The sequence below is a fragment of the Spirosoma pollinicola genome (assembly GCF_002831565.1).
Lineage (GTDB): Bacteria > Bacteroidota > Bacteroidia > Cytophagales > Spirosomataceae > Spirosoma > Spirosoma pollinicola.
In genome coordinates this window covers 2,606,676-2,627,022 of record NZ_CP025096.1, presented here as the reverse complement: position 1 = coordinate 2,627,022, position 20,347 = coordinate 2,606,676, and the positions used below count along the sequence as shown (strand labels likewise).

Annotated in this window: 12 protein-coding genes; 5 read left to right on the top strand and 7 right to left on the bottom strand. The window is 49.7% G+C overall.

Going from position 1 to position 20,347, the window contains the following annotated elements; translation table 11 throughout:
* Positions 1 to 54: 54 nt before the first annotated feature.
* The 5 genes from CWM47_RS11090 (at position 55) to CWM47_RS11070 (ending at position 7,732) form a co-directional block, all read left to right on the top strand.
* A complete protein-coding gene (locus CWM47_RS11090; RefSeq protein ID WP_100988039.1) occupies positions 55 to 438 on the top strand; it encodes a hypothetical protein in 384 nt (127 codons plus the stop codon).
* Positions 439 to 582: 144 nt separating this feature from the next.
* Positions 583 to 3,666, top strand: coding sequence for a protein translocase subunit SecDF (gene secDF / locus CWM47_RS11085; RefSeq protein ID WP_100988038.1), 3,084 nt, complete (start codon positions 583 to 585; stop codon positions 3,664 to 3,666).
* Between the two features lie 166 nt (positions 3,667 to 3,832).
* Entirely contained in the window at positions 3,833 to 5,341 is a 1,509-nt protein-coding gene (locus CWM47_RS11080; RefSeq protein WP_100988037.1) for an APC family permease, read from the top strand.
* Positions 5,342 to 5,448: 107 nt separating this feature from the next.
* A complete protein-coding gene (locus CWM47_RS11075) occupies positions 5,449 to 6,246 on the top strand; it encodes a sulfite exporter TauE/SafE family protein (protein WP_100988036.1) in 798 nt (265 codons plus the stop codon).
* An 82-nt stretch (positions 6,247 to 6,328) separates the two neighbouring features.
* Positions 6,329 to 7,732: an MBL fold metallo-hydrolase gene (locus tag CWM47_RS11070; protein WP_100988035.1), complete on the top strand. Its 1,404-nt coding sequence runs from the start codon at positions 6,329 to 6,331 to the stop codon at positions 7,730 to 7,732.
* A gap of 31 nt (positions 7,733 to 7,763) precedes the next feature.
* Here the strand turns inward: CWM47_RS11070 and CWM47_RS11065 are convergent, their stop codons facing one another.
* The 7 genes from CWM47_RS11065 to CWM47_RS11035 form a co-directional block, all read right to left on the bottom strand.
* The gene (locus tag CWM47_RS11065) at positions 7,764 to 8,336 is read right to left on the bottom strand and encodes a Uma2 family endonuclease (RefSeq protein ID WP_100988034.1); all 573 of its coding nucleotides are present in this window, start codon (positions 8,334 to 8,336) and stop codon (positions 7,764 to 7,766) included.
* A 94-nt stretch (positions 8,337 to 8,430) separates the two neighbouring features.
* Positions 8,431 to 11,298 (bottom strand): M16 family metallopeptidase, encoded by a 2,868-nt coding sequence (locus CWM47_RS11060; protein ID WP_100993831.1) that lies wholly within the window; start codon positions 11,296 to 11,298, stop codon positions 8,431 to 8,433.
* A 73-nt stretch (positions 11,299 to 11,371) separates the two neighbouring features.
* Entirely contained in the window at positions 11,372 to 11,770 is a 399-nt protein-coding gene (locus tag CWM47_RS11055) for a hypothetical protein (RefSeq protein WP_100988033.1), read from the bottom strand.
* 345 nt (positions 11,771 to 12,115) lie between these two features.
* Positions 12,116 to 13,582 (bottom strand): rubredoxin domain-containing protein, encoded by a 1,467-nt coding sequence (locus CWM47_RS11050; protein WP_100988032.1) that lies wholly within the window; start codon positions 13,580 to 13,582, stop codon positions 12,116 to 12,118.
* A 5-nt stretch (positions 13,583 to 13,587) separates the two neighbouring features.
* Complete coding sequence (locus tag CWM47_RS11045) at positions 13,588 to 17,220, bottom strand: nitrate reductase (RefSeq protein WP_240625840.1); 3,633 nt, start codon at positions 17,218 to 17,220, stop codon at positions 13,588 to 13,590.
* Between the two features lie 138 nt (positions 17,221 to 17,358).
* Positions 17,359 to 18,660 (bottom strand): MFS transporter, encoded by a 1,302-nt coding sequence (locus tag CWM47_RS11040; RefSeq protein WP_100988031.1) that lies wholly within the window; start codon positions 18,658 to 18,660, stop codon positions 17,359 to 17,361.
* A 43-nt stretch (positions 18,661 to 18,703) separates the two neighbouring features.
* The gene (locus CWM47_RS11035) at positions 18,704 to 20,248 is read right to left on the bottom strand and encodes an alginate export family protein (RefSeq protein ID WP_100988030.1); all 1,545 of its coding nucleotides are present in this window, start codon (positions 20,246 to 20,248) and stop codon (positions 18,704 to 18,706) included.
* Positions 20,249 to 20,347: the final 99 nt, after the last annotated feature.

Here is a 20,347-nt window from a genome sequence, read left to right as displayed (position 1 = left end):
CCATTTGCATTCCTCCGGAATTGGTACGAAATTTGTCATCCGCTAAGGAATAATATGAAGCAAACCCGTGTCATACAACGCCTTTCCAGTTTTGCACTGGCTACCCTGCTGCTGTTTACAGCTGCTTGGGGCCGTGGCAATGTGACTCAGGCAAAGATACCGGCAGCGCATAAGTCTATTACCGAACAGGCCAAATCAGGTAAAGCAACGGATGTACCATCAGCGGCCAAACTAAGCGCGGCTGAGTTTGAAGCCGTTGTGACACCCGCAATTCAACTGGGCGAGTCAGGCCAAACGGCCTTTCTGTTACCAGCGCCAACGCTTCTGATTTTATTGTTGCTAAGCGTTCCGCTGCTTCGCTTCTTTACACTCCCGCATTTCTATTTTTCGTATTTCAAGCACGTATTTGGGCATCATATTGCCACAAATGCCCCCTAATGACTTGCTTAGGCTGTAATTTGCGTCTACGCAGTAGCCTGCCTGTTCCTTTCATTGAGTCAATGCCCGCCAGGAGCTGACTCCATTCGTTAATCACCCTTAGTAATTTATAGCCAAATCACGGGCATCAGCCTGTGTATCCCAATGCAAAACAGAACCGGAATTCTCATTCTGACAGGCGTTATTGCAGCCATCTGCATTTACTTCCTGTCGTTTACATTTGTCTCGCGGGGCATAAAGGCCGATGCCGAAGCGTACGCGACAACCAAGCAGGGCGTAGTTGATCGAGCGAAAAAACAACATTACCTCGATTCGCTCTGGAAAGAGCCTGTTTACCTTGGCAGTACACTGCAAGAAGTTACCGAGCGCGAACTTGGCCTTGGCCTTGACCTTCAAGGTGGTATGCACGTTGTTCTTGAAGTGTCGCCTGCCGACATTCTTCGCAGTCTGTCGGGCAACAACCGCGACCCTAAATTCAATCAGGCGCTGAAACAGGCCGTTGAAGATCAGAAATCAAGTAATACCAGCTTTGTCGACCTGTTCGCTAGTGCGTTCAGCAAAATTTCTCCAGACACTAAACTGGCAACCGTATTTGCGACCAGTGCCAACCGGGGCAAAATCAACTACCAGTCTACCGATACCGAGGTTCGGAAATTGCTTAACGACGAAGTAAACGGTGCTACCACACGTGCGTTTCAGATCATTCAGGCACGGGTCGATAAGTTTGGTGTTGCCAACCCAAACATCCAGCGCTTGCCGGGGTCGGGTCGTATCCAGATCGAATTACCGGGTGTTGATAATCCGGATCGTATTCGTCGTCTGTTGACTGGTGCCGCCAAACTCGAATTTACCGAAGTGTATCGCCTAAGCGAACTGGCTCCAGCTCTCGAAGGCATGGGTGCTTATCTGTTAAGCCAGGAAGCCGCTCGCAAAGCCGCTCTGAAAACTACGGCTCCTGCCGCCGGAACAGCCGCAAAAGGAACATCCAGCCTTGAGTCGCAACTGGCACAGGGCAGCAAGAAAGATTCGACAGCTAAAAACGACACGAGTGCTGCTGCTGCACAAGGTACAGCGCTAACCCAACTCTTTTTACCCGTTGGACAGGATCAACTGGGTGTTTATTTGAAAGATACCGCCCGTGCGAATGCCGTTTTGAACGCCCCCGAAGTAAAAGGTCTGTTCCCTGCTGACGTCATGTTTGCCTGGGATCGTAAGACGTTCAAAGCAACCGACGGCAAAGAAATCCTGTCGATCTATTTCCTGAAAAAAGCCGGTGGTCGTGCTCCACTCGAAGGCGATGTGATTACCGAAGCGTCGAACGACTACGATGACCGTGGCCGTCCTGAAGTGACGATGAACATGAATCCCGAAGGTGCCCGTAAATGGAAAAACCTGACCGCTGCCAACGTAGGTCGTCCGGTAGCTATCCTGCTGGATAACCTGGTTTATACAGCGCCAAACGTACAGAACGAGATCCCTAATGGCCGGTCGAGCATTTCGGGTAACTTCACTGTAGAAGAAACCAAAGACATGGCCAACGTGCTGAAGGCCGGTAAACTGCCTGCGCCGACCAACATTGTTGAAGAAAATGTGGTGGGTGCTACGCTGGGTTCAGAAGCCGTTAGCGCGGGTGTACTCTCGTCGATCATCGGTATTTTGTTGGTACTGGCTTTTGTGGTGTTCTATTACAATCGCGCGGGTCTGATTGCCGACATTGCCCTGATTGTCAACCTGTTCTTCCTGATGGGCGTTATGGCTTCATTGGGTGCGGTACTAACCATGCCGGGTATTGCCGGTATCGTACTGTCGATTGGTATGGCCGTAGATGCGAACGTACTGATTTTCGAACGTATCAAAGAAGAGCTGGCATTGGGTAAGACGTTCAAACAGGCCGTTTCGGATGGTTTCCAGAATGCGCTTTCCTCAATTATTGACTCGAACGTAACGACCTTCCTAACGGGTATTGTTCTATTTATTTTCGGTACAGGCTTGATTCTGGGCTTTGCAACAACACTGATAATCGGTATCCTGACATCGTTATTCGCAGCTATCTTCATTACACGTCTGTTACTGGAATACTACATCCGCAATGGTAAGACGCTGTCGTTTAGCTCTTCCTGGGCCAAAAACCTGTTTGCCGATTCTGATTTCGATTTCGTATCCCGTCGAAAACTATACTATACCGTTTCATCGGTAATTATTGGTCTGGGTATCATTTCAGCTGTTTTCAGAGGTTTTGGTCTGGGTGTTGACTTCAAAGGTGGCCGCTCATATGTAATTCGCTTTGAGAAAGCGGTTAGTACCGACGATGTTCGTAATTCGCTGGAAGCAGTACTTGGCTCTTCGCCCGAGGTAAAAACCTACGGTGGTACGGGTATCGGTGCCAATCAGGTGAAAGTAACAACGCCATACCTGGTTGATGACAACTCGCAGGGTGCTGATAAAAAAGCGGAAGCAGTCGTTTATCAGGGTCTTAGCAGTATTAAAGGCAATCCAGCAAAAATCGAAAGTTCGCAGAAAGTTGGACCGACAATCGCTTACGACTTGCTGACATCGGCGTTGTGGTCTATTCTATTGGCTGTGGCCGTTGTGTTTGTTTATATCCTGATACGATTCAAGAAGTTGGCTTTTGGTTATGGCGCGGTTGTGGCTATGTTCCACGATGTATTGATTATTCTGGCTATTTTCTCGATTTTCAACGGGATCTTACCTTTCTCGCTGGACGTTGACCAGGCCTTTGTAGGTGCCTTGCTCACGATTATGGGATACTCCATGAACGACACCGTTGTCGTATTTGACCGGGTTCGCGAGTATCTGGCGGAGAACAAAGGCAAGAAAGAGCCGATTGCAACGATCATTAACAATGCGCTGAACAGCACGCTGAGCCGTACGGCCGTAACGGGTTTCTCTACGATTCTTGTGTTATTAGTCCTCTTCATCTTCGGTGGTGAAACGATTCGTGGTTTCTCCTTCGCCATGCTGATCGGGGTTATCGTGGGTACCTATTCGTCGCTGTTCGTTGCTACACCGATTGTGGTTGACTCACTGACCAGTGCTCAGGAGAAAGAAGCCATTACACCAACCGTTATTGCGGCTGCTGAAAAGAAAACTGGTTTCGACGCTATCCCGGCCGACTTTACGAGCGCAGCACCTGCTACGCCGGAAGAGTTTACAACGAAGAAAGAAAAGAAGGACAAAAAGCCGCTGATCCGGCCTTCGCAATCGTAATTAAATGAGCGAAAGAATGAAAGAGTGAAAGAGCGAAACCCTGTTAACCGTTTTTCGCGCTCTTTCACTCTTTCATTCTTTCGCTCATTTAATTTCGTATATTTCGCCTAAATGCTCAACAATCTTTCCCCAAACAGCACTTTCACCAAACTCTAATTCTTCCTGCATGGAAACCAAACTAAAACCAATTGATACCAGTGTCTGGCGCAAGAAGCCTCTGGCGGCTTATGAAGCCGACATGAAAAAGAGTGAACTTAAGCGTGTACTAACTCGCTGGTCGCTGACCTCGCTTGGTATTGGCGCTGTTATTGGAGGGGGCGTATTCGTACTTACCGGTATAGCGGCCAACGAATGGGCGGGGCCTGCTCTGGCACTGGCGTTTGTGATGGCAGGGGTTGCTTGTGCATTTGCCGCCCTTTGTTACGCCGAGTTTGCCTCTATCCTACCGGTAGAAGGCTCAGCGTATGCATACTCATACGGTACAGTGGGCGAAATTTTTGCCTGGCTTATCGGCTGGAACCTGATCCTAGAATACATGATGGGTGCCACCACAGTAGCGGTAAGTTGGTCTGGATATTTCGAGAAATTACTTCACTTAGTGGGTATCAATCCGCCAATCTGGCTGATGAACGATCCCGTTACAGCCCAAGAAAAAGCGGAGAAACTACGGGCCGCTGGCGAGAATGTTCCTGATTTTGCCTTTGCCGTTAACCTGCCTGCTTTCCTGATCGTCTGGTGCGTGACGTATGTACTGGTTAAAGGCATCAAAGAAGCCGCAAGTACCAACAACGCTATCGTGATCCTGAAAGTAGCAACGGTTATTTTCGTTATCATCGCCGGTTCATTTTATGTTGATGTTGCGAACTGGACACCGTTCATTCCGGCACCGGTAATGGATGCAGGTGGTCAACAACACTACGGCTTCAATGGTATTGTAACGGCGGCTGGTATTGTGTTCTTCGCTTACATCGGTTTCGACGCCGTTTCGACGCAAGCTGGCGAAGCTATCAATCCAAAGAAAGACGTTCCTTTTGCCATTATCGCATCGCTTATCATTTGCACTGTCCTTTACATCCTGGTTTCCCTTGTATTGACAGGTATGGTTCGTTATGACGCACTGGATTTGAAAGCGCCGGTAGCGCAGGCGTTTGCCGATCAGGGTCTGACATGGGCTGTTTACCTGATTACGATTGCAGCCATTGCCGGTTTGACATCGGTAATGCTAGTAATGATGCTCGGCCAGACACGCATTTTCCTGGGCATGGCCAAAGATGGTTTATTACCAAAAAACCTGTTTGGATCTATTCACCCAACGTTCAAAACACCCTGGAAGAGTACGATTCTGGTCGGTGCGATTGTTTCGGTCGTTGCGGCTCTAACCCCAATCGACAAGGTATCTGAGTTATGTTCATCGGGAACGCTGCTGGCGTTTGCTATGATTTGCGGTGCTGTGTGGCTGTTGCGCGTTCGGGAGCCAAACCTGGAACGTCCTTACAAAACACCCGCTCTACCTGTTGTGGCTACACTGGGTATTTGTGCCAACCTGTACCTGATGTACAACCTTCGGACAGATACCAAAATTTCCTTCCTTATCTGGTGTTCGCTTGGACTCGTTGTGTACTTCCTGTACAGCCGCAAACATAGTCACTTAAATAACCCTGACGACCATCAATAGATGGTATCACGTTTATTAGCCTAAATTTCATTAAACGCCCCCTTATGCAAACATTAGGGGGCGTTTTCCGTAGTCTATAGACTAAACAAGTGTAGTTTTGTCCCCTGATGAGTGGACAGGAACTTATTGGTTATGCATCTGCAATTGTTGTAGGCTTGGTTATTGGGTTAGCGGGGGGTGGAGGCTCCATTCTGACGGTACCGATTTTTGTGTATGTTTTTCATATTCCCACGGTGCTGGCAACAACTTACTCTTTGTTTGTCGTTGGCTCCACGTCGCTGATAGGTTCCCTAAACCATATCTGGAATAAGCGCGTCGATGTGCGCGTAACGGTAGCGTTTGCACTACCATCCTTTATATCCGTCTATTTGAGTCGCCGGTTTCTGGTTCCGGCCCTCCCCGATCCGTTGTTTCAGTTTGAGCGATTTTCGTTATCGAAAAGTCAGGCTATCCTCTATTTTTTTGCTATCGTTATGATTATTGCGGCTCGTGCCATGATTCATAGCGACCGACCGGAACAGGGCGAAGCCGCCGATGGGCAACCGCGCTATAAGAGTCTGGCACTCGATGGACTAGCCGTTGGGTTACTGACCGGAACGATTGGTGCCGGAGGTGGCTTTCTAATTGTTCCCCTGCTTGTTTTAATGGCTGGCCTGCCCATGTATCGGGCGGTGGCCACATCAGTGCTGATTATTGCCGTTAATTCCTTCGTCGGGTTTATGGGTGATATTCACCACACCGATTTGAACTGGAATTTTCTACTACCCTTTACAGGTTTATCCATTATTGGTATTGGCATTGGGCTATATTTATCTCGATTCGTGGCACCAGACCGGCTCAAAAAAGGCTTTGGCTGGTTTGTTCTGGTTGTGGCGATTTACATGATTACGCGAGAACTAATGTAGCGCGGCCGGGCTGGCGTTCCAGCATCCTGTCCGCTGTTATTAACTATATCAATACGAATACGGACAAGATGGCCGCGTTACTATGATTATCGAACAACTTTATACGGGCTGTCTGGCTCAGGGAGCTTATTATATTGAAAGTAAGGGGGAAGCGGCTATCATTGATCCGCTTCGCGAAACCTCGCCTTATATACGTAAAACCGAGAAAGCCGGTGCAAAAATCAAGTACGTTTTCGAGACACACTTCCATGCCGATTTTGTGTCGGGCCATGTGGATTTAGCCAAGAAAACGGGGGCAACGATTGTGTATGGGCCCAATGCCAACACAAGCTATGAAGCTTACCATGCCAAAGATGGCGAAACTTTTACGCTGGGTGACGTAACGATAAAGGTACTGCACACGCCCGGTCATACACAGGAATCGACAACTTATCTGCTCATCGACGAAACCGGCAAAGACCGTGCTATCTTCACCGGCGACACGCTGTTCATCGGCGATGTGGGCCGCCCTGATCTGGCAATAAAAGGCGACCTGACCGAATATGATCTGGCGGGCATGCTTTATGACAGTCTACAAACCAAAATTATGCCACTTGCCGACGATGTGATCGTGTATCCGGCGCATGGCGCCGGTTCGGCTTGCGGCAAAAACATGAGCAAGGAAACGACCGATACGCTCGGCAATCAGAAACGCTTCAATTATGCTTTGCGGGCAAAGTCGAAAGAAGAGTTTGTCGAGAAAGTGCTCGATGGCCTGACAGCGGCACCCGCTTATTTTGCCGAAAATGCCCGGCTTAATAAAGAAGGCTACGAGCCTATTGATCGCGTCATGAAGCGAGGTAGCCAGGCACTTTCGCCCGACGCGTTTGAAACGGCGGTAAATGAAACAAGCGCGTTGATTCTGGATGTGCGAGAGGCCGCCGATTTCGCGAAGGGCTTTATTCCAAACTCGATCAATATTGGCCTTAACGGTCAGTTTGCGCCCTGGGTTGGTGCGTTAATTCCCGAATTAACCCAGCCAATTGCCCTTGTTGCGCCCGAGGGTCAGGAAAGCGAAACCGTTTTGCGGCTGGCCCGTGTTGGTTACGATCATTGTATCGGCTTTTTGGCGGGTGGTTTTTCAGCCTGGGCAAAATCAGGTAAAGAAGTCGATACCGTCGAGTCTATCACGGCGGAAGAGTTTGCCAGTCGCTGGCAGCAGAATCATACTATTCCGGTTGTGGATGTACGTAAGCCTGCCGAGTTTGCGGGCGAACATGTTGAAGGTGCCGAAAATCTATCATTGGATAACCTCAATGACCATATGGCTGAAATCAGTCGTAACGAGCCGGTTTATGTTCACTGCGCCGGTGGCTATCGGTCAATGGTGGCTAACTCCATCCTGAAAGCGCGGGGTTTCGACAACGTTGTGAACGTGGAAGGCGGTCTGGCGGCCATAAAGAAAACGGGCGTACCGATTGTAGTCGATACCCCCGTTTCTCACTAGTGGTTATTGTGTACTTGGGAAATAACCCATATTAAAGCATAAACAACTCTTCAACTGTTAGTTGCAGATCTGGCACAACCGGGCTTGCGTCAAACGTGTCGTTTTCAAAACACGTTATATTCCGACGAGACGACGTAAATACCCGGACCATGCGAAGTTCCGGATGAATATGCCAGACAACCTGTACTCCAGCATCGAAGTACTCAATTATTTTTTGTTCAACGCGTTTAACTGTATCGCTGGGCGAAATTATTTCTATAACGAAGGATGGAATGGGGTGCTTATTAGCCCCAGAATCGCGAATTTGAGACGACGTGAAGAAAGCTGCATCAGGTATACGCATTTGTGTATCGGCCAACCAACATTTGGTTTCTGGTAGTATTTCACCCATTTCCTGATAAGCGGATGTCTGCGTGAACTTGCGTAGAATTTTCTGAATAATAGGGCGTTCAACATTCTTCATTCCATCGGTGGGTATAGCCAATCCATTCTCAAATTCGTACAGAAAGTTGCTTTCAGGATGCCAGTTCATGAACTGCTCCTTTGACATTGGAATACCGAGAACGGCTTTCTCTTCTGTAGTTTCAAGCAGCGTACTTTCCATAGCTTTTGAGGTTTTACGTAAATATAAAGAAAGCCGTCAGTAGTCTGCCTGTATTATTTGACATAAACTACTGATGACTAGGCTTATCAACTAATTACTGTTTCTTCTCCGGCATCAACACCAGCCGGATCAAATTCGGGCCAAAATACTGATTCGCAGCTTCTTTTGTACTTTCGACTGTTACCTTTTTCAACTGTTCATCCTCGCGCAAAACCTCGTCGGGTGCATCGCCGTTGTAGTACTGATTCTGAAGATAGCCCAGCCAGAACTGGTTATCTTTTAGCTGTATTTCGGTTTCACGACGGGTTTCGGCTTTGAATTTGGCAATGTCGGCGGGAAGGGCTCCTTTCTCTTTCAAGCTGTTAATTAACTCCTGCGTTTTGGCGATGAGTTTTTCAACGTTTTCGGGGGCGCAACCAAAGTTTATACGGAAGGTATAGCGCGGCACCGGATATTTGGCGTAGGCGGCACTGGCTCCAACGCCATAAACACCGCTTTCTTCTTCCCGCAGCTTTTCAATCAGCTTGATTTCCAGCACTTCGGCCAGCGCGTCCAGTTGCGTAGACGTCTCCGGCGACCAGGTTATGTCGCCCGTATAGACTAACTGTACGCTGGCCTTTGGGTCGAGGCCCCAATAAACCGTCTTGCTGATCTGACCTTTCGGAGCACGGATGCCCAAGTCGCTAAACTTCTCCGGTTTATCTGTGGCAGGCAAGCCGCCCAGGTATTTTTCGACCAACGGTTTCAACTGATCCTCTTTGAAGTTACCCACGAAATAGAACGTAAAATCACCTGCATTGGCGAAGCGTTCCTGGTAGATTTTCAATGCCCGGTCGAGATCTATTTTGTCTAAGTCTTCGGGTTTGAGCGGTTGCCGACGCGGGTTGTTATTGCCCAGCGTAACGGTTACAGTATCCTGAAAAACGCCTTGTGGTGTTGGCGTATTAATGCGATTTTGCAGGGCACTCCGCTGGTTCGACAGGAAGCCTTTTACTACGTCGGGGTCTTTTCGGGGTTGTGTGAAGTAGCTATAAAGCAACTGTAAAGCCGTTTCCAGGTCTTTTGGGGCTGCGCTGCCGTTGATACCTTCGCTCAGTTCACCCACAAACGGGAACACGCTCACCTGCTTGCCCGACAGGAATTTCCCTAGCTGAATCTGGTTGTATGCCCCAGTTCCACCCATAGCTGCCAGCGTAGACGAGAACCGCGCCGACTGGAAATCTTTCAGATCATAAAGTGATGTTCCGCCCAGACTACTCGCCGAAAACAGAATCTGGTCGTTCTTGAAATTCGTTGGTTTCAGCACGACATGAACGCCATTTTTCAGTGTCCATTCTGTTACGCCAATATCCTTGATTTGCTTCTCATTCACAACGGGCGATGCCGTAGGTTGCGTAGCCAGCAACGGGCTGTCCAGCGTTTTGTCATCATAGGCCGTTAGCCCTTTTCCGGCATCGTCCACGTAGCTGATAATCTGCTGAACCGTTGGCAACTTGGCTTTGTCTTTCTCGGGAGCCATGACAATGACCGCCCGGTTGTCATTGTGAATGAATTGATCGACCAGCGCATTGACTTCGGCCAGTTTGATACCATCCTGCTCGCGTTTCAGGAAATTATAGTAAAACTCAATGCTCGTGTAAGGGGCCTTGTCAGTGAAGTTCTGAACATATTCATTTACGTAATTAACCGACCGGGTTTTGTCACGCTCGCTATACGCCTGCTCCACATTGGTCATAAACTCCTGCTTGGCACGCGCTAATTCGGTTGGTGTAAAACCGAATTGCTTCACGCGGGCATTCTCATCGAGCACTGCCCGGATGGCTTTTTCAACATTACCTTCTTTTGCCACCGCGATAGAAGTAAACGCATCGAGATTACCCAGAAAATCGCTGTAGTTGCTATAGCCGCCCAGAAATGGAGGGTTAGCCTGTTGAGTCAACTCCTGAATCCGGTTGCCGAGCATGGTATTGAACAGGCCGCGCTTAATACTTTCCCGAAGGTCATTCAGGGTTTTTTCCTTGATTTCGGGGCGCTTGTAAATCACCTGCACTACCGTATTGGGTTGTTCAGGATCGGTTACAATAACCACTTTAGTGTCTTTGTTGGCCGGAATATCGTATTCGGTACGGGGTTTAGGGGTTTTCACGGCTGGAATTCGTCCGAATTTTTCGCGGATGATGCTCTCTACCTGCTTCATATCGAAGTCGCCAACGGCAATGACCGCCATCAAATCGGGGCGATACCAGTCTTTATAAAACTGACGTAACACTTCGGGTTTGAACGTGGTCAGCACCTGTTCGGTACCGATGGGAAGGCGTTTGGCGTACTGCGAATTATTTAACAAAATCGGGAAATACTGATCGCGCATCCGCTGACCAGCCCCACGCCCAAGCCGACGTTCTTCCAGAATAACACCCCGCTCTTTGTCAACTTCAGTTGGGTCGATAGTGGCATTGTGCGCCCAGTCTTCCAGAATTTGAAACGCCTGCGTGAATACATTGGCCGAATCCGTCGGAACGGGCAGTTGATAAACCGTTTCGTCGAAACCGGTATAGGCGTTCAAATCGGCCCCGAAGCGAACCCCCGCCGATTGCAGAAAGTTAACAAGCTCATTCTTGGGGAAATTTTTAGTGCCGTTAAACTCCATGTGTTCCATGAAGTGAGCCAGGCCTTGCTGGTTGTCGTTCTCCAGTACCGACCCCGCCCGAATAACCAATCGTAGTTCTGCGCGATTTTTCGGCTCGGCATTTTTACGGATGTAATAGGTCAGCCCGTTCGGCAACTTACCGACCTTCACATCGGGGTCGAGGGGAATGAGACTGTTCAGGCTACCGGCTGAGGTCTGTGAAGACACCGACCTTGGGGCGGGTTTTGTCGTTGTTGACTTGGCCTTTGGCGTGGATTGAGCCAGCACCAGCGTTGCGCTGAGCAGCAGGCTCAGGCATAAAGGAAAACGTACCATTCGGTCGCTTGAATTGGGTTGTGGTTCGTAGGACATTATTATGGAACAATAACGCTGCGAAACGTGGAATCGTTTAGCGTTTCCATACTAACAAAACGCCGATGACCACCGACGCGATAACGGAAAACCAGCAGATGGCAATGACCCATCGAACCGGAATTTCCCACATGGGAGCATGAAGAATGGAGGTTTCTTCGTCAACCTCAACAACGCCGTATGAATTTCGGGAACAGAAATCGTCCCAGTCGGTATAATCAATAAAAATAGCAAGGGTATCCAATGACGTTTCTGACGGAACCGCCGACGAAAGCCAAAACAACTCTAACTCCTGAGCATCAACGTGTCGTTGCGTATGGCTGAACACGAGTTCGCTCAGGTGAACAAAGTCACGCGGGCGCCAGTGAGACGATTGTTCCCAGCGCAGAATACGTTCAATTTGCTGTTTGAGGTCGTTGGTATGATACCGAGTCATACCTTAATAATAGTGATTTTTTAGTATAAAAGCGTAGCGCACAGAATTGATTGGCCAACCCAGAAAGGGTTGACTATTGATAACCGGGGGCACAAGCCCTCGGATAGCAGTGACGACAACGTACCATCCTGCCAACCCAGAAAAGGTTGACTATTGATAACCGGGGGCACAGCCCTCGGATGGGAGCATCCCGCCACTGACAGCGTCCTGCTACTAGCCAGACAGTCAACCCCTCCGGGGTTATGGTAGGTAGCATGTGCCACTACCTCGGATGCACTACTCTATACTCACTACCCCGGATGTAGTCCGGGGTTATCCACAGTCAACCCCTTCAGTGTTATTAGGTTATGACCCCATTACTAACGTTGCTGGTTTTACTAACTTGATGTCCTGCTTCGGGGCATCGCAGGTTGAGCAGGCATAATCTGCGGGTAATTGCCCAAACGGGGTGCCAGCCGGAATGCCGCGCCGGGCATCGCCGTACTGTTCGTCGTAGACCGTAAAGCAATGGGTGCATTGATGCACAGAAGCCGCCATATTCGAAACAGGCTCTGCTTTTTCTACCTCTGCCCGAACCGTGTCGATTCGCTCCTGCGACCGGCGTGCGTTGAATTTACGGCATAACCGATTTAGTTGATTGGGAACGTGCATCTTAAGCAGACCCTTTTCTGCCAGGTGATGCGTGCGGCTATTCGGGTTAAAGTTCTCTGTAAAATACAAATCATAAACACTAAACAGGGCCAACTGACCAATCCGAATTAGTGGGCGTTTCCGTATCAGTACCGACCCAAATACTTCTGATTTAGCACGTGTTTGCACTCCGAAACAAAGCCCAAAGGTGCGGGTGTCGTTTTTCTCAAAATACCGGATCACATAGTTCTTAAGCTCCATTCCCTCATCGGTATTGTCTTCTGTTTGCCAGGCTAATTCGTTGGCGGCATGGCGTACATTGATATTGTGCTTGCCTAATATATACGACCAGGCCCCTCTATCCTTTTCTTCAATTCCTTTAATAATCAGGGATTTCCACGGCGTTATGCACAATTCTCCAAGGCGGGTTTTTAGACACAATGCACATACATCAAGCAGAAAAGCAATCGAAAATTGTTCATCCCGACGATAAAGTCCCAGCCACGACCGTTCCCCGTATCGGTTGAAACCTTCGTAATAGGGAAGCGAAAATTCGGGTAATTCAATGTCCTGCGTAGCCGGTTGTGTGATAAAATTTTGCCCGCCGGTAACCGCTTTATGGAGGGCATCCTCACTCTGAAACCCTTCGGCCAGCATGCATTCTTCGACGGCTTTGGCAAGGCGGCCAATATCGTTGGTATAAATCAGATCCGGCCAGCGAAACAGGCTATTTGTTTGTTTGGGACGGACGTATAAATACCAGAAGTGCGGTTCAGGGGAGGCAATAAAATTAAGGTTTCCGGTAAAAAAGGGTGTAAAACTCTGGTTCGAATCCGACAGATTGACTTTCAGCCGGGGCTGATAATCGAACTGATCCAGCACGGTGTGGTACTCACTTTCCCGCAGCCAGGCACCGGTACGAAAAACGTCTTCGCCACAATAGGAGCTGATGATGTTCGGGTATTGCTCCGAATTCAGTTCGTACGAAATCTGCTGTTGTTTCAGGTCTTTTTCCAGAAAGCGCATGTCTTCATAATGCACCGTCATCAGCAATTGCTGGCGGGCACCAAAGCGCACCTTCCGCACTTTCGCTTCATAGGCAAGCGACAATACGGTTTGCAACGTACCGGGCGAAACAATACCGGCAGGCATGTTGACTTTCAGGGTGTAGTAATCGCGCATGAAATTTAAAGAGCGAAAGAGTGAAAGAGTGAAAGTGCGAATATGCCGAGGGGAGCTAATCCAGTAATAGCGCTCTGTCGCTCTTTCACTCTTTCACTCATTTTCTCTAAAATACTGCGCACTTCTGGCCTACATGAGCCGCAGCCCGTTCCGGCACCGGTTTTCTGGCATAACTGCTGAAAATCGGTACAGCCAGCCTGTATGGCCCGCTCCAGATTTCCCTGTCCAACCGTGTTGCAGGAACATACCAACTTGCCTTCGACGGGGTCAACCTGTTTGCTGGCGCGGAGAAGTTGGAGTCGTTTTTCGGATAGCTCGGTACCGTTGGCGATCAATTCGCGGAATTCGGCAAACTCGTTCTTATCACCGACTAAAATGGCACCCACGAGTTTATCGCCCTGCACAATGCACTTCTTGTAATACCGCTTCGACTTGTCGATAAAGATGATCTCTTCAAATTCAGGACCGGCGTTGGCTGGAACCTCGGTCATGCCCATGCTGCACAGGTGCAGGCCTTCCATTTTCAGAATACTGATCGACAGACTGCCTTTGTACGGTTGCGAAATATCGCCAGCGATGTAACGGGCGGCTGTTTCGGCCTGTTGTTCGGCGGCCAGCGTAATCCCCCACATCTGGCCGTTCCACTGCGCCACTTCGCCGGCGGCAAAAATGCTGGGATCGGAGGTTTGCAGGTAATCATTCACGACCACGCCCCTGTTGCAGGTCAAACCGGCCTCGCGGGCAAGTTCGATATTAGGAACCGTACCAATTGCAACGACAACAACCTGACAATCAATCTTTTTACCTGATTTTAACTGAACGCCCGCAACCTGATCCGTCCCCATAAAGGTCTGGACTTCTTCGTTAAAATAGATGTCGATACCCCGGTCGAGGAGTTCCAGATAGAGCAGTTCGCTGGCCAGTGGGTCGAGCTGACGTTCCATAAATCGGCCCACTCGCTGAATAACCGTTACCCGAACGTCAATTTGCCGAAGGGAAGCCGCCAGTTCCAGACCGAGTAACCCACCACCAACAATGACGGCATGGGGGTCCTGTTGATTAAGGAATGGCATGAGCGAATCGGCATCGAGCCGCGAACGCATATTGAAAATGCCCGGCAAACGGGGTATTCCTTTGGGCATAAACGCCCGGCTACCCGTTCCAAGCAAGATTTTGTCGTAGGTGTGTTCAACGCCATCCGTATCGACAACAACCTTAGCCTTTCGGTCGATATGGGCGATGCCAACACCCTTATGTACGATGATGCGAGCTTCCTCGAATTGATCTTCGCGCAGTTTGACAAGCTGCTCCCACGACTGCGCCCCGCTGATATAGTCGGGCAACAGAACGCGGTTGTAAAATGGATAGATCTCTTTTGAGAAAACATGCATTTCGTCATTGACCGACGTCGTGGGGCTGTCGACGCGCCCCGACTTAAGGGCACGATACGAGTTGATAAAGCCTAAACCAGCCGAACCGGCCCCGATAATAATAATTTTTTCAACAGGCTTTGCATAGGGAATGACCTCCACCGCCGAGAACTTAAAATCTGGCTCTTTCGAACGGGGATCAACGAGCGAGTTAGTCAGGTTGTTCGCCCGGTTCAGGTTGTTTTCTCCCAATTTGTCAGACAAAACCTTTCCCCAGTGCATCGGCAGAAAGCATAGTCCCGGCCGTACATCGTCCGTAAGTTGCGCCTTTACGCGAACCTCTCCCCGGCGTCCGCGCACCTCAACCAGTTGTCCCTCTTCGATACCGCGTGCTTTGGCATCGTCGGGATGGATTTGCAGGAACGGCTGCGGACTGTGCTGTTTCAACTTGGCTACCCGCCCGGTTTTGGTCATGGTGTGCCACTGGTCGCGGATACGACCAGTAGTTAAGACAAGCGGAAAGCCAGCATCGGTAGGCTCAGAGGTATTTTCGTCGGGTACGGCATGGATTTGGGCGCGGCCATTAGGAGTGTAAAATTTATTATCGGTAAATAGTCTTTTTGTCCCCTCTTCCCTTTCCTCCTTACTCCCTTCTCCCTTTCTAAAAGGCCACTGAATGGTACGTTTTTCCTTGAGCAACGCATAGTTGACGCCTGTAATATCGACGTTTGTTCCGGCGGTGAGCCGGGCGTATTCGTCGTAAACTTCCGAAGTGTTTGCGTAAGTAAAGGAATCGGCGTAACCCATTTTCCGGGCAAATCGCCAGATGATTTCCGAATCAGGCAAGGCTTCGCCAGGGGCATCGAGAACTTTAGGAAGGTGCGCAATCCGGCGTTCGGCGTTGGTCATGGTGCCCTCTTTTTCGAGCCAGGCCGCAGCGGGAAGCACCACATCGGCAAACTGCACCGTATCGGCGCGGTTCGATACATCCTGAACGACCACGAAACGAGCGTGTTGAAGGGCTTTTTCGGTAGCATTCACATCGGGCATACTCACCAGCGGATTCGTATTGATAATCCAGATGGCCTTCAATTTATCATCAGCCAGCGCTTCGAACATTTCGGTAGCGGTCAGGCCGGGTTTCGACGCAATTTTGACCGGACTGTTCCAGAATGCTTCAACTTCGGCTCGGTGAGTCGCATTTGTTACATCGCGGTGAGCGGGCAGCACATTGGCCAAACCACCCGTTTCGCGACCACCCATTGCGTTGGGCTGTCCCGTGAGTGAGAACGGTCCATTACCGGGTTTACCAATCCGACCTGTAATCAGGTGCAGATTAATCAGCGCGAGATTTTTATTTACGCCAATGACCGACTGGTTCAGCCCCATTGTCCAGAGCGACAGAAAGCCTTTCGAGCGGCCAATCCACTCGGCCGCCTGCCGAATACCACCGGCAGAAATTCCACAAATTTCGGCGGCTTCCTCAACTGAGCGTTGCATGACCTGTTCGCGGTAGGCCGTGAAGCCGTCGGCATGATTGGTTATGAAGTCAACGTCAATGTCGCCATTCTCGATCAGTAATCGGCCAATAGCGTTATTCAGAACAATGTCTGTGCCGGGGCGAATGGGTAAATGGAGATCTGAAGACCGGGCCGTATCGGTTTTACGAGGGTCGACACAAATAATTTTAACATGCGGATTAGCTGCCTTGTGCGCTTCAATCCGACGCCAGATGATGGGATGGCACCAGGCTGGGTTTGCGCCCTGAACCAGAAAAACGTCGGCATCTTCGATGTCATCGTAACAGACCGGCACGGAATCTTCGCCCAATGATAGCTTATAGCCTACAACCGCCGAACTCATACACAGCCGGGAGTTCGTATCTATGTTGTTCGACCCAATAAACCCTTTTATGAGCTTATTAACCAGGTAATATTCTTCGGTGAGGCACTGTCCCGACACATAGAACGCGACCGAGTCAGGGCCGTATTTCTGGATAAATGTTTTAAAAACGGCGGCTGTTCGCTCCAGTGCGGCATCCCAACTCACGCGCTGCATAGGCATATTCCGGTTGAGCCGCATTTGCGGGTACAACAGCCGATCTGACTGATCCATGACGGTATAGTGCAGATTCATACCCTTCGAGCAAAGCATTCCCTTATTGGACGGGTGTTGCTTATCGCCCTCAACGGTCAATCGTCCGTTCGGTTCCTGCTTGACGACAATTCCACAGCCAACACCACAATAACAACAGGTCGTTTGATGCATAGTCTTTTAATGGATAATGAAAAATGGATAATGCATAATGTATGGAAAATCAAGTCTGTTATTTGCAACCTACCAACCATAGTGCACACCTTACACCCTATTCATTCTTCATTGAACATTATCAATTATTCATTAAAATTAAGCTGTTTGCAATTCTACTTCTGCCGGTTCTACGACCACTTCTTTACTGAAATTTACTAAAAATAAGAGCGCTCCGACAGCAGCCACGATACAGCCAATGTACATAAAGGCCTGTCCGTAACTGATTGACTGAGATTTAAAGAGGAAGGCCATTAACATGCCCCCGAGGTTTCCGCCTGCACCGACAACTCCCGAAATAACGCCCACAGCTTTGGGGTTCACGAAGGGAACAATGGCGTAGGTGCTGCCATTCGACATTTTCAGGAATAACGCGAACGTAATCATCGACAGAATAGCCAGCGGCAAGCTACCGGCCTGGGCAAACAGCACAATACCGGCCCCTTCCAGCACCAGCATCCCCGCAAGCAAAACACCTTTGCCGCGCATTCCGTATTTGTTTCCCACCTTATCGGCCACGATACCGCCAAGAGCGCGGGCAAAAATATTCATCCCACCGAAGAGCATAGCCCAGAACCCAGCCTGTGTTTCGGCCATCTTGAAATTATCGAAGAAGTAAAGCGCGGCTACACCATCGAAGGTAATTTCCATACCGAAGCAACACGCATAGGCAAGGGCCAGCGCCCAGACACGGATATCGGCGCAGGCGGCCCAGAAACTTACTTTCTCGCCCGTTACTACCGACCGTTCGATCTCGTCGAAGTTGCCAGAGGGAGTATCTTTTGTAAAGCGGTAATATACAAATGCCATGATGAGCATCATAACGCCCGGAAAAATCATAGCCAGTCGCCACGCTTCAGGTTTTGTGTAGCCGAAACCAACAATAGCGGCCATAATGAGCGGCATCGCCAATTGGGTGATTCCCCCGCCGAGGTTGCCCCATCCACCGGCTACTGCATTGGCCGTTCCTTTTATTTTTGGGGCAAACATGATCGACGTATGAAACTGCGTAATTACGAACGATGCGCCAATGACGCCAATCGCCAGCCGGAAAAGTAAGAACGTTGTGTAATCGTGCGCCAGTCCAACGAACATGACCGGCAACGAACCCAGCACCAGCAGAGCGGTGTAAGTTTTGCGAGGTCCCCAGCTATCACAGAGTTTTCCAATAACCAACCGGGCCAGAATTGTAGCCGACACAGCCGCAATAATGGTATTTCCTACTTCTGGTTTGGTTAATCCAAGATCGGCCCGGATGGCGGGCATCAGCGGGGCCAGCCCGAACCAGCCGAAGAAACAGACAAAGAAGGTGAACCACGTAATGTGGAAAGTGCGCATCTGTACTCCGCTGAAACGGAATACATTTAGTGACTCTAGCGGTTTATTCGATGTAAGATTCATGATGTTTGTGTTTAGAAAATAAGAAAATATGCGTTCGATGAGTCTATTTATTGGCTGGTTTCGCGGCAAGGAAATCCGGGCGGATGTTGATCATCAGGTAAGACCAGGTCCCGATATGGTTCTTTTCGCCCATCGTCCCCTGCTTGGCATATTCCAGACTGTTCGTTCCATTCATGACTGAGTAGCCAAATTCCAGATTGGTGAACTTATTGAGGGCATAGTTCGCCACGAAGTCATATTCCATACCCAACTTGTTCGACAAGAGCGCACCGACCGGCGCATCGGTCATTTTGTTGTATGTGGGAGCGGCCAGCGCGAAGTAATGAATATCGAAAGTTGTGGTAAGGCGGGTATTGGCGTATTTGAACTTCAGGAACGCATCTTTCAACCCGCCCGCTGGCGAGCCTGTCCCTACATAGAAGTAGTCCATATAGCCCCAATGGCGGTGTGGTGTACCGTACAGCGGGTCAAATCGGCTGGTTTCGCCCGACTGAATCGTGGTCGCATCGTTGCCCGACAGCACCTCGTAGCCGGGCCCAACACTCAGCAGTCCTTTCTGGAACATGATGTTACCACCGTAGTGATAGGCTTTTTTGATGTTCAGGCCATCGCGGTCTTTACCACCCTGCCCATAGGCAAACGCCTGCCATTGTACTTTACCCAATTTTGACGAGGTATTGCCTAGCTGCCCCGTGAGCATTGCCCCGTATGTTAGGCGGGAATTAGTACCGGCAACGTCATAACGTCTCCCATATACGTAACCTGCCGCAGCACTCCCAAGTGAGTCGGTCCGGTACTTTTGAAAGTCGTCTTTAAAGAACAAGGCCGAGAATTTTGTCTGATTGAATTTGTGGGTCAGATAAGCCATTTGAAACGACTTGAACTGCTGATTCTGTCCATTTGTGCTCAGGGGCGTTGCCAATACCGGAGCCCCGCTTTTGCCCGCCGTTGGAATAAAGCCAGCGGGGATAGTCAGCGATACGTTCTTGTTTGAGAGAGCCAAAGCGGCCACATTGCCCGGTGTGTAATTATCACCCACCGTTCCGAAGGCGTCTGTGTTCTGGTTGAAGCCAACGCCAAGGTCAAGTGCCCAGCCCATATGCTGACCTTTCAGGAGAGCCGCATCGAACCGGCGCCCCTGCTGGAGCCAGTCGAGGTTGCCCAACAGCCGCACATCGTCGTAAACAAGCTCCTGACGGCCTATTTTGAGTGAAAGATTCTGAATTGGTTTGAACTTGATGGTCGTATCGGCACTGTTTGCCAGTGTCACTTCGGCCCAGGCTTCGTGAACCATCAGGCGATTGCCGTCGGCGTTATTGATCGTCGATGCATCCTGCCCCCATACCCGAACATCCTGAATTGAGGTTTGAAACTGTACCCGATCCCATTTGTAGCCAAACGTAAGCCGTGTGCGCTGGGATGTAAAAAAAGCTGCCGGGGCATTTTTCGGTGCCAGGTTACCCAGCCCGTTGCGCAATTCAGTACGTGTACGAACCTGCCCAACGAGTGAGAACTGCGCGTATATCGTTGATTGGGCTAGCAGTAGAATAACCCCTGCTAATGACACCCGTTTGATTGTAGATTTCATAAAAATAGGCAACCAGATTAAGAAGATAACGAACGGTAAAGGCAACAGGGAAGGGACTTACCCAAATTCGGGTAAGGACGTGTAGAGCAGCGTAAGAAT

Excerpts from the sequence above, each read along its gene's own strand:
- CWM47_RS11090 (WP_100988039.1), top strand. The coding sequence starts at position 55 with ATGAAGCAAACCCGTGTCATACAACGCCTTTCCAGTTTTGCACTGGCT.
- secDF (WP_100988038.1), top strand. The coding sequence starts at position 583 with ATGCAAAACAGAACCGGAATTCTCATTCTGACAGGCGTTATTGCAGCC.
- CWM47_RS11080 (WP_100988037.1), top strand. The coding sequence starts at position 3,833 with ATGGAAACCAAACTAAAACCAATTGATACCAGTGTCTGGCGCAAGAAG.
- CWM47_RS11075 (WP_100988036.1), top strand. The coding sequence starts at position 5,449 with ATGAGTGGACAGGAACTTATTGGTTATGCATCTGCAATTGTTGTAGGC.
- CWM47_RS11070 (WP_100988035.1), top strand. The coding sequence starts at position 6,329 with ATGATTATCGAACAACTTTATACGGGCTGTCTGGCTCAGGGAGCTTAT.
- CWM47_RS11065 (WP_100988034.1), bottom strand. The coding sequence starts at position 8,336 with ATGGAAAGTACGCTGCTTGAAACTACAGAAGAGAAAGCCGTTCTCGGT.
- CWM47_RS11060 (WP_100993831.1), bottom strand. The coding sequence starts at position 11,298 with ATGGTACGTTTTCCTTTATGCCTGAGCCTGCTGCTCAGCGCAACGCTG.
- CWM47_RS11055 (WP_100988033.1), bottom strand. The coding sequence starts at position 11,770 with ATGACTCGGTATCATACCAACGACCTCAAACAGCAAATTGAACGTATT.
- CWM47_RS11050 (WP_100988032.1), bottom strand. The coding sequence starts at position 13,582 with ATGCGCGATTACTACACCCTGAAAGTCAACATGCCTGCCGGTATTGTT.
- CWM47_RS11045 (WP_240625840.1), bottom strand. The coding sequence starts at position 17,220 with ATGCATCAAACGACCTGTTGTTATTGTGGTGTTGGCTGTGGAATTGTC.
- CWM47_RS11040 (WP_100988031.1), bottom strand. The coding sequence starts at position 18,660 with ATGAATCTTACATCGAATAAACCGCTAGAGTCACTAAATGTATTCCGT.
- CWM47_RS11035 (WP_100988030.1), bottom strand. The coding sequence starts at position 20,248 with ATGAAATCTACAATCAAACGGGTGTCATTAGCAGGGGTTATTCTACTG.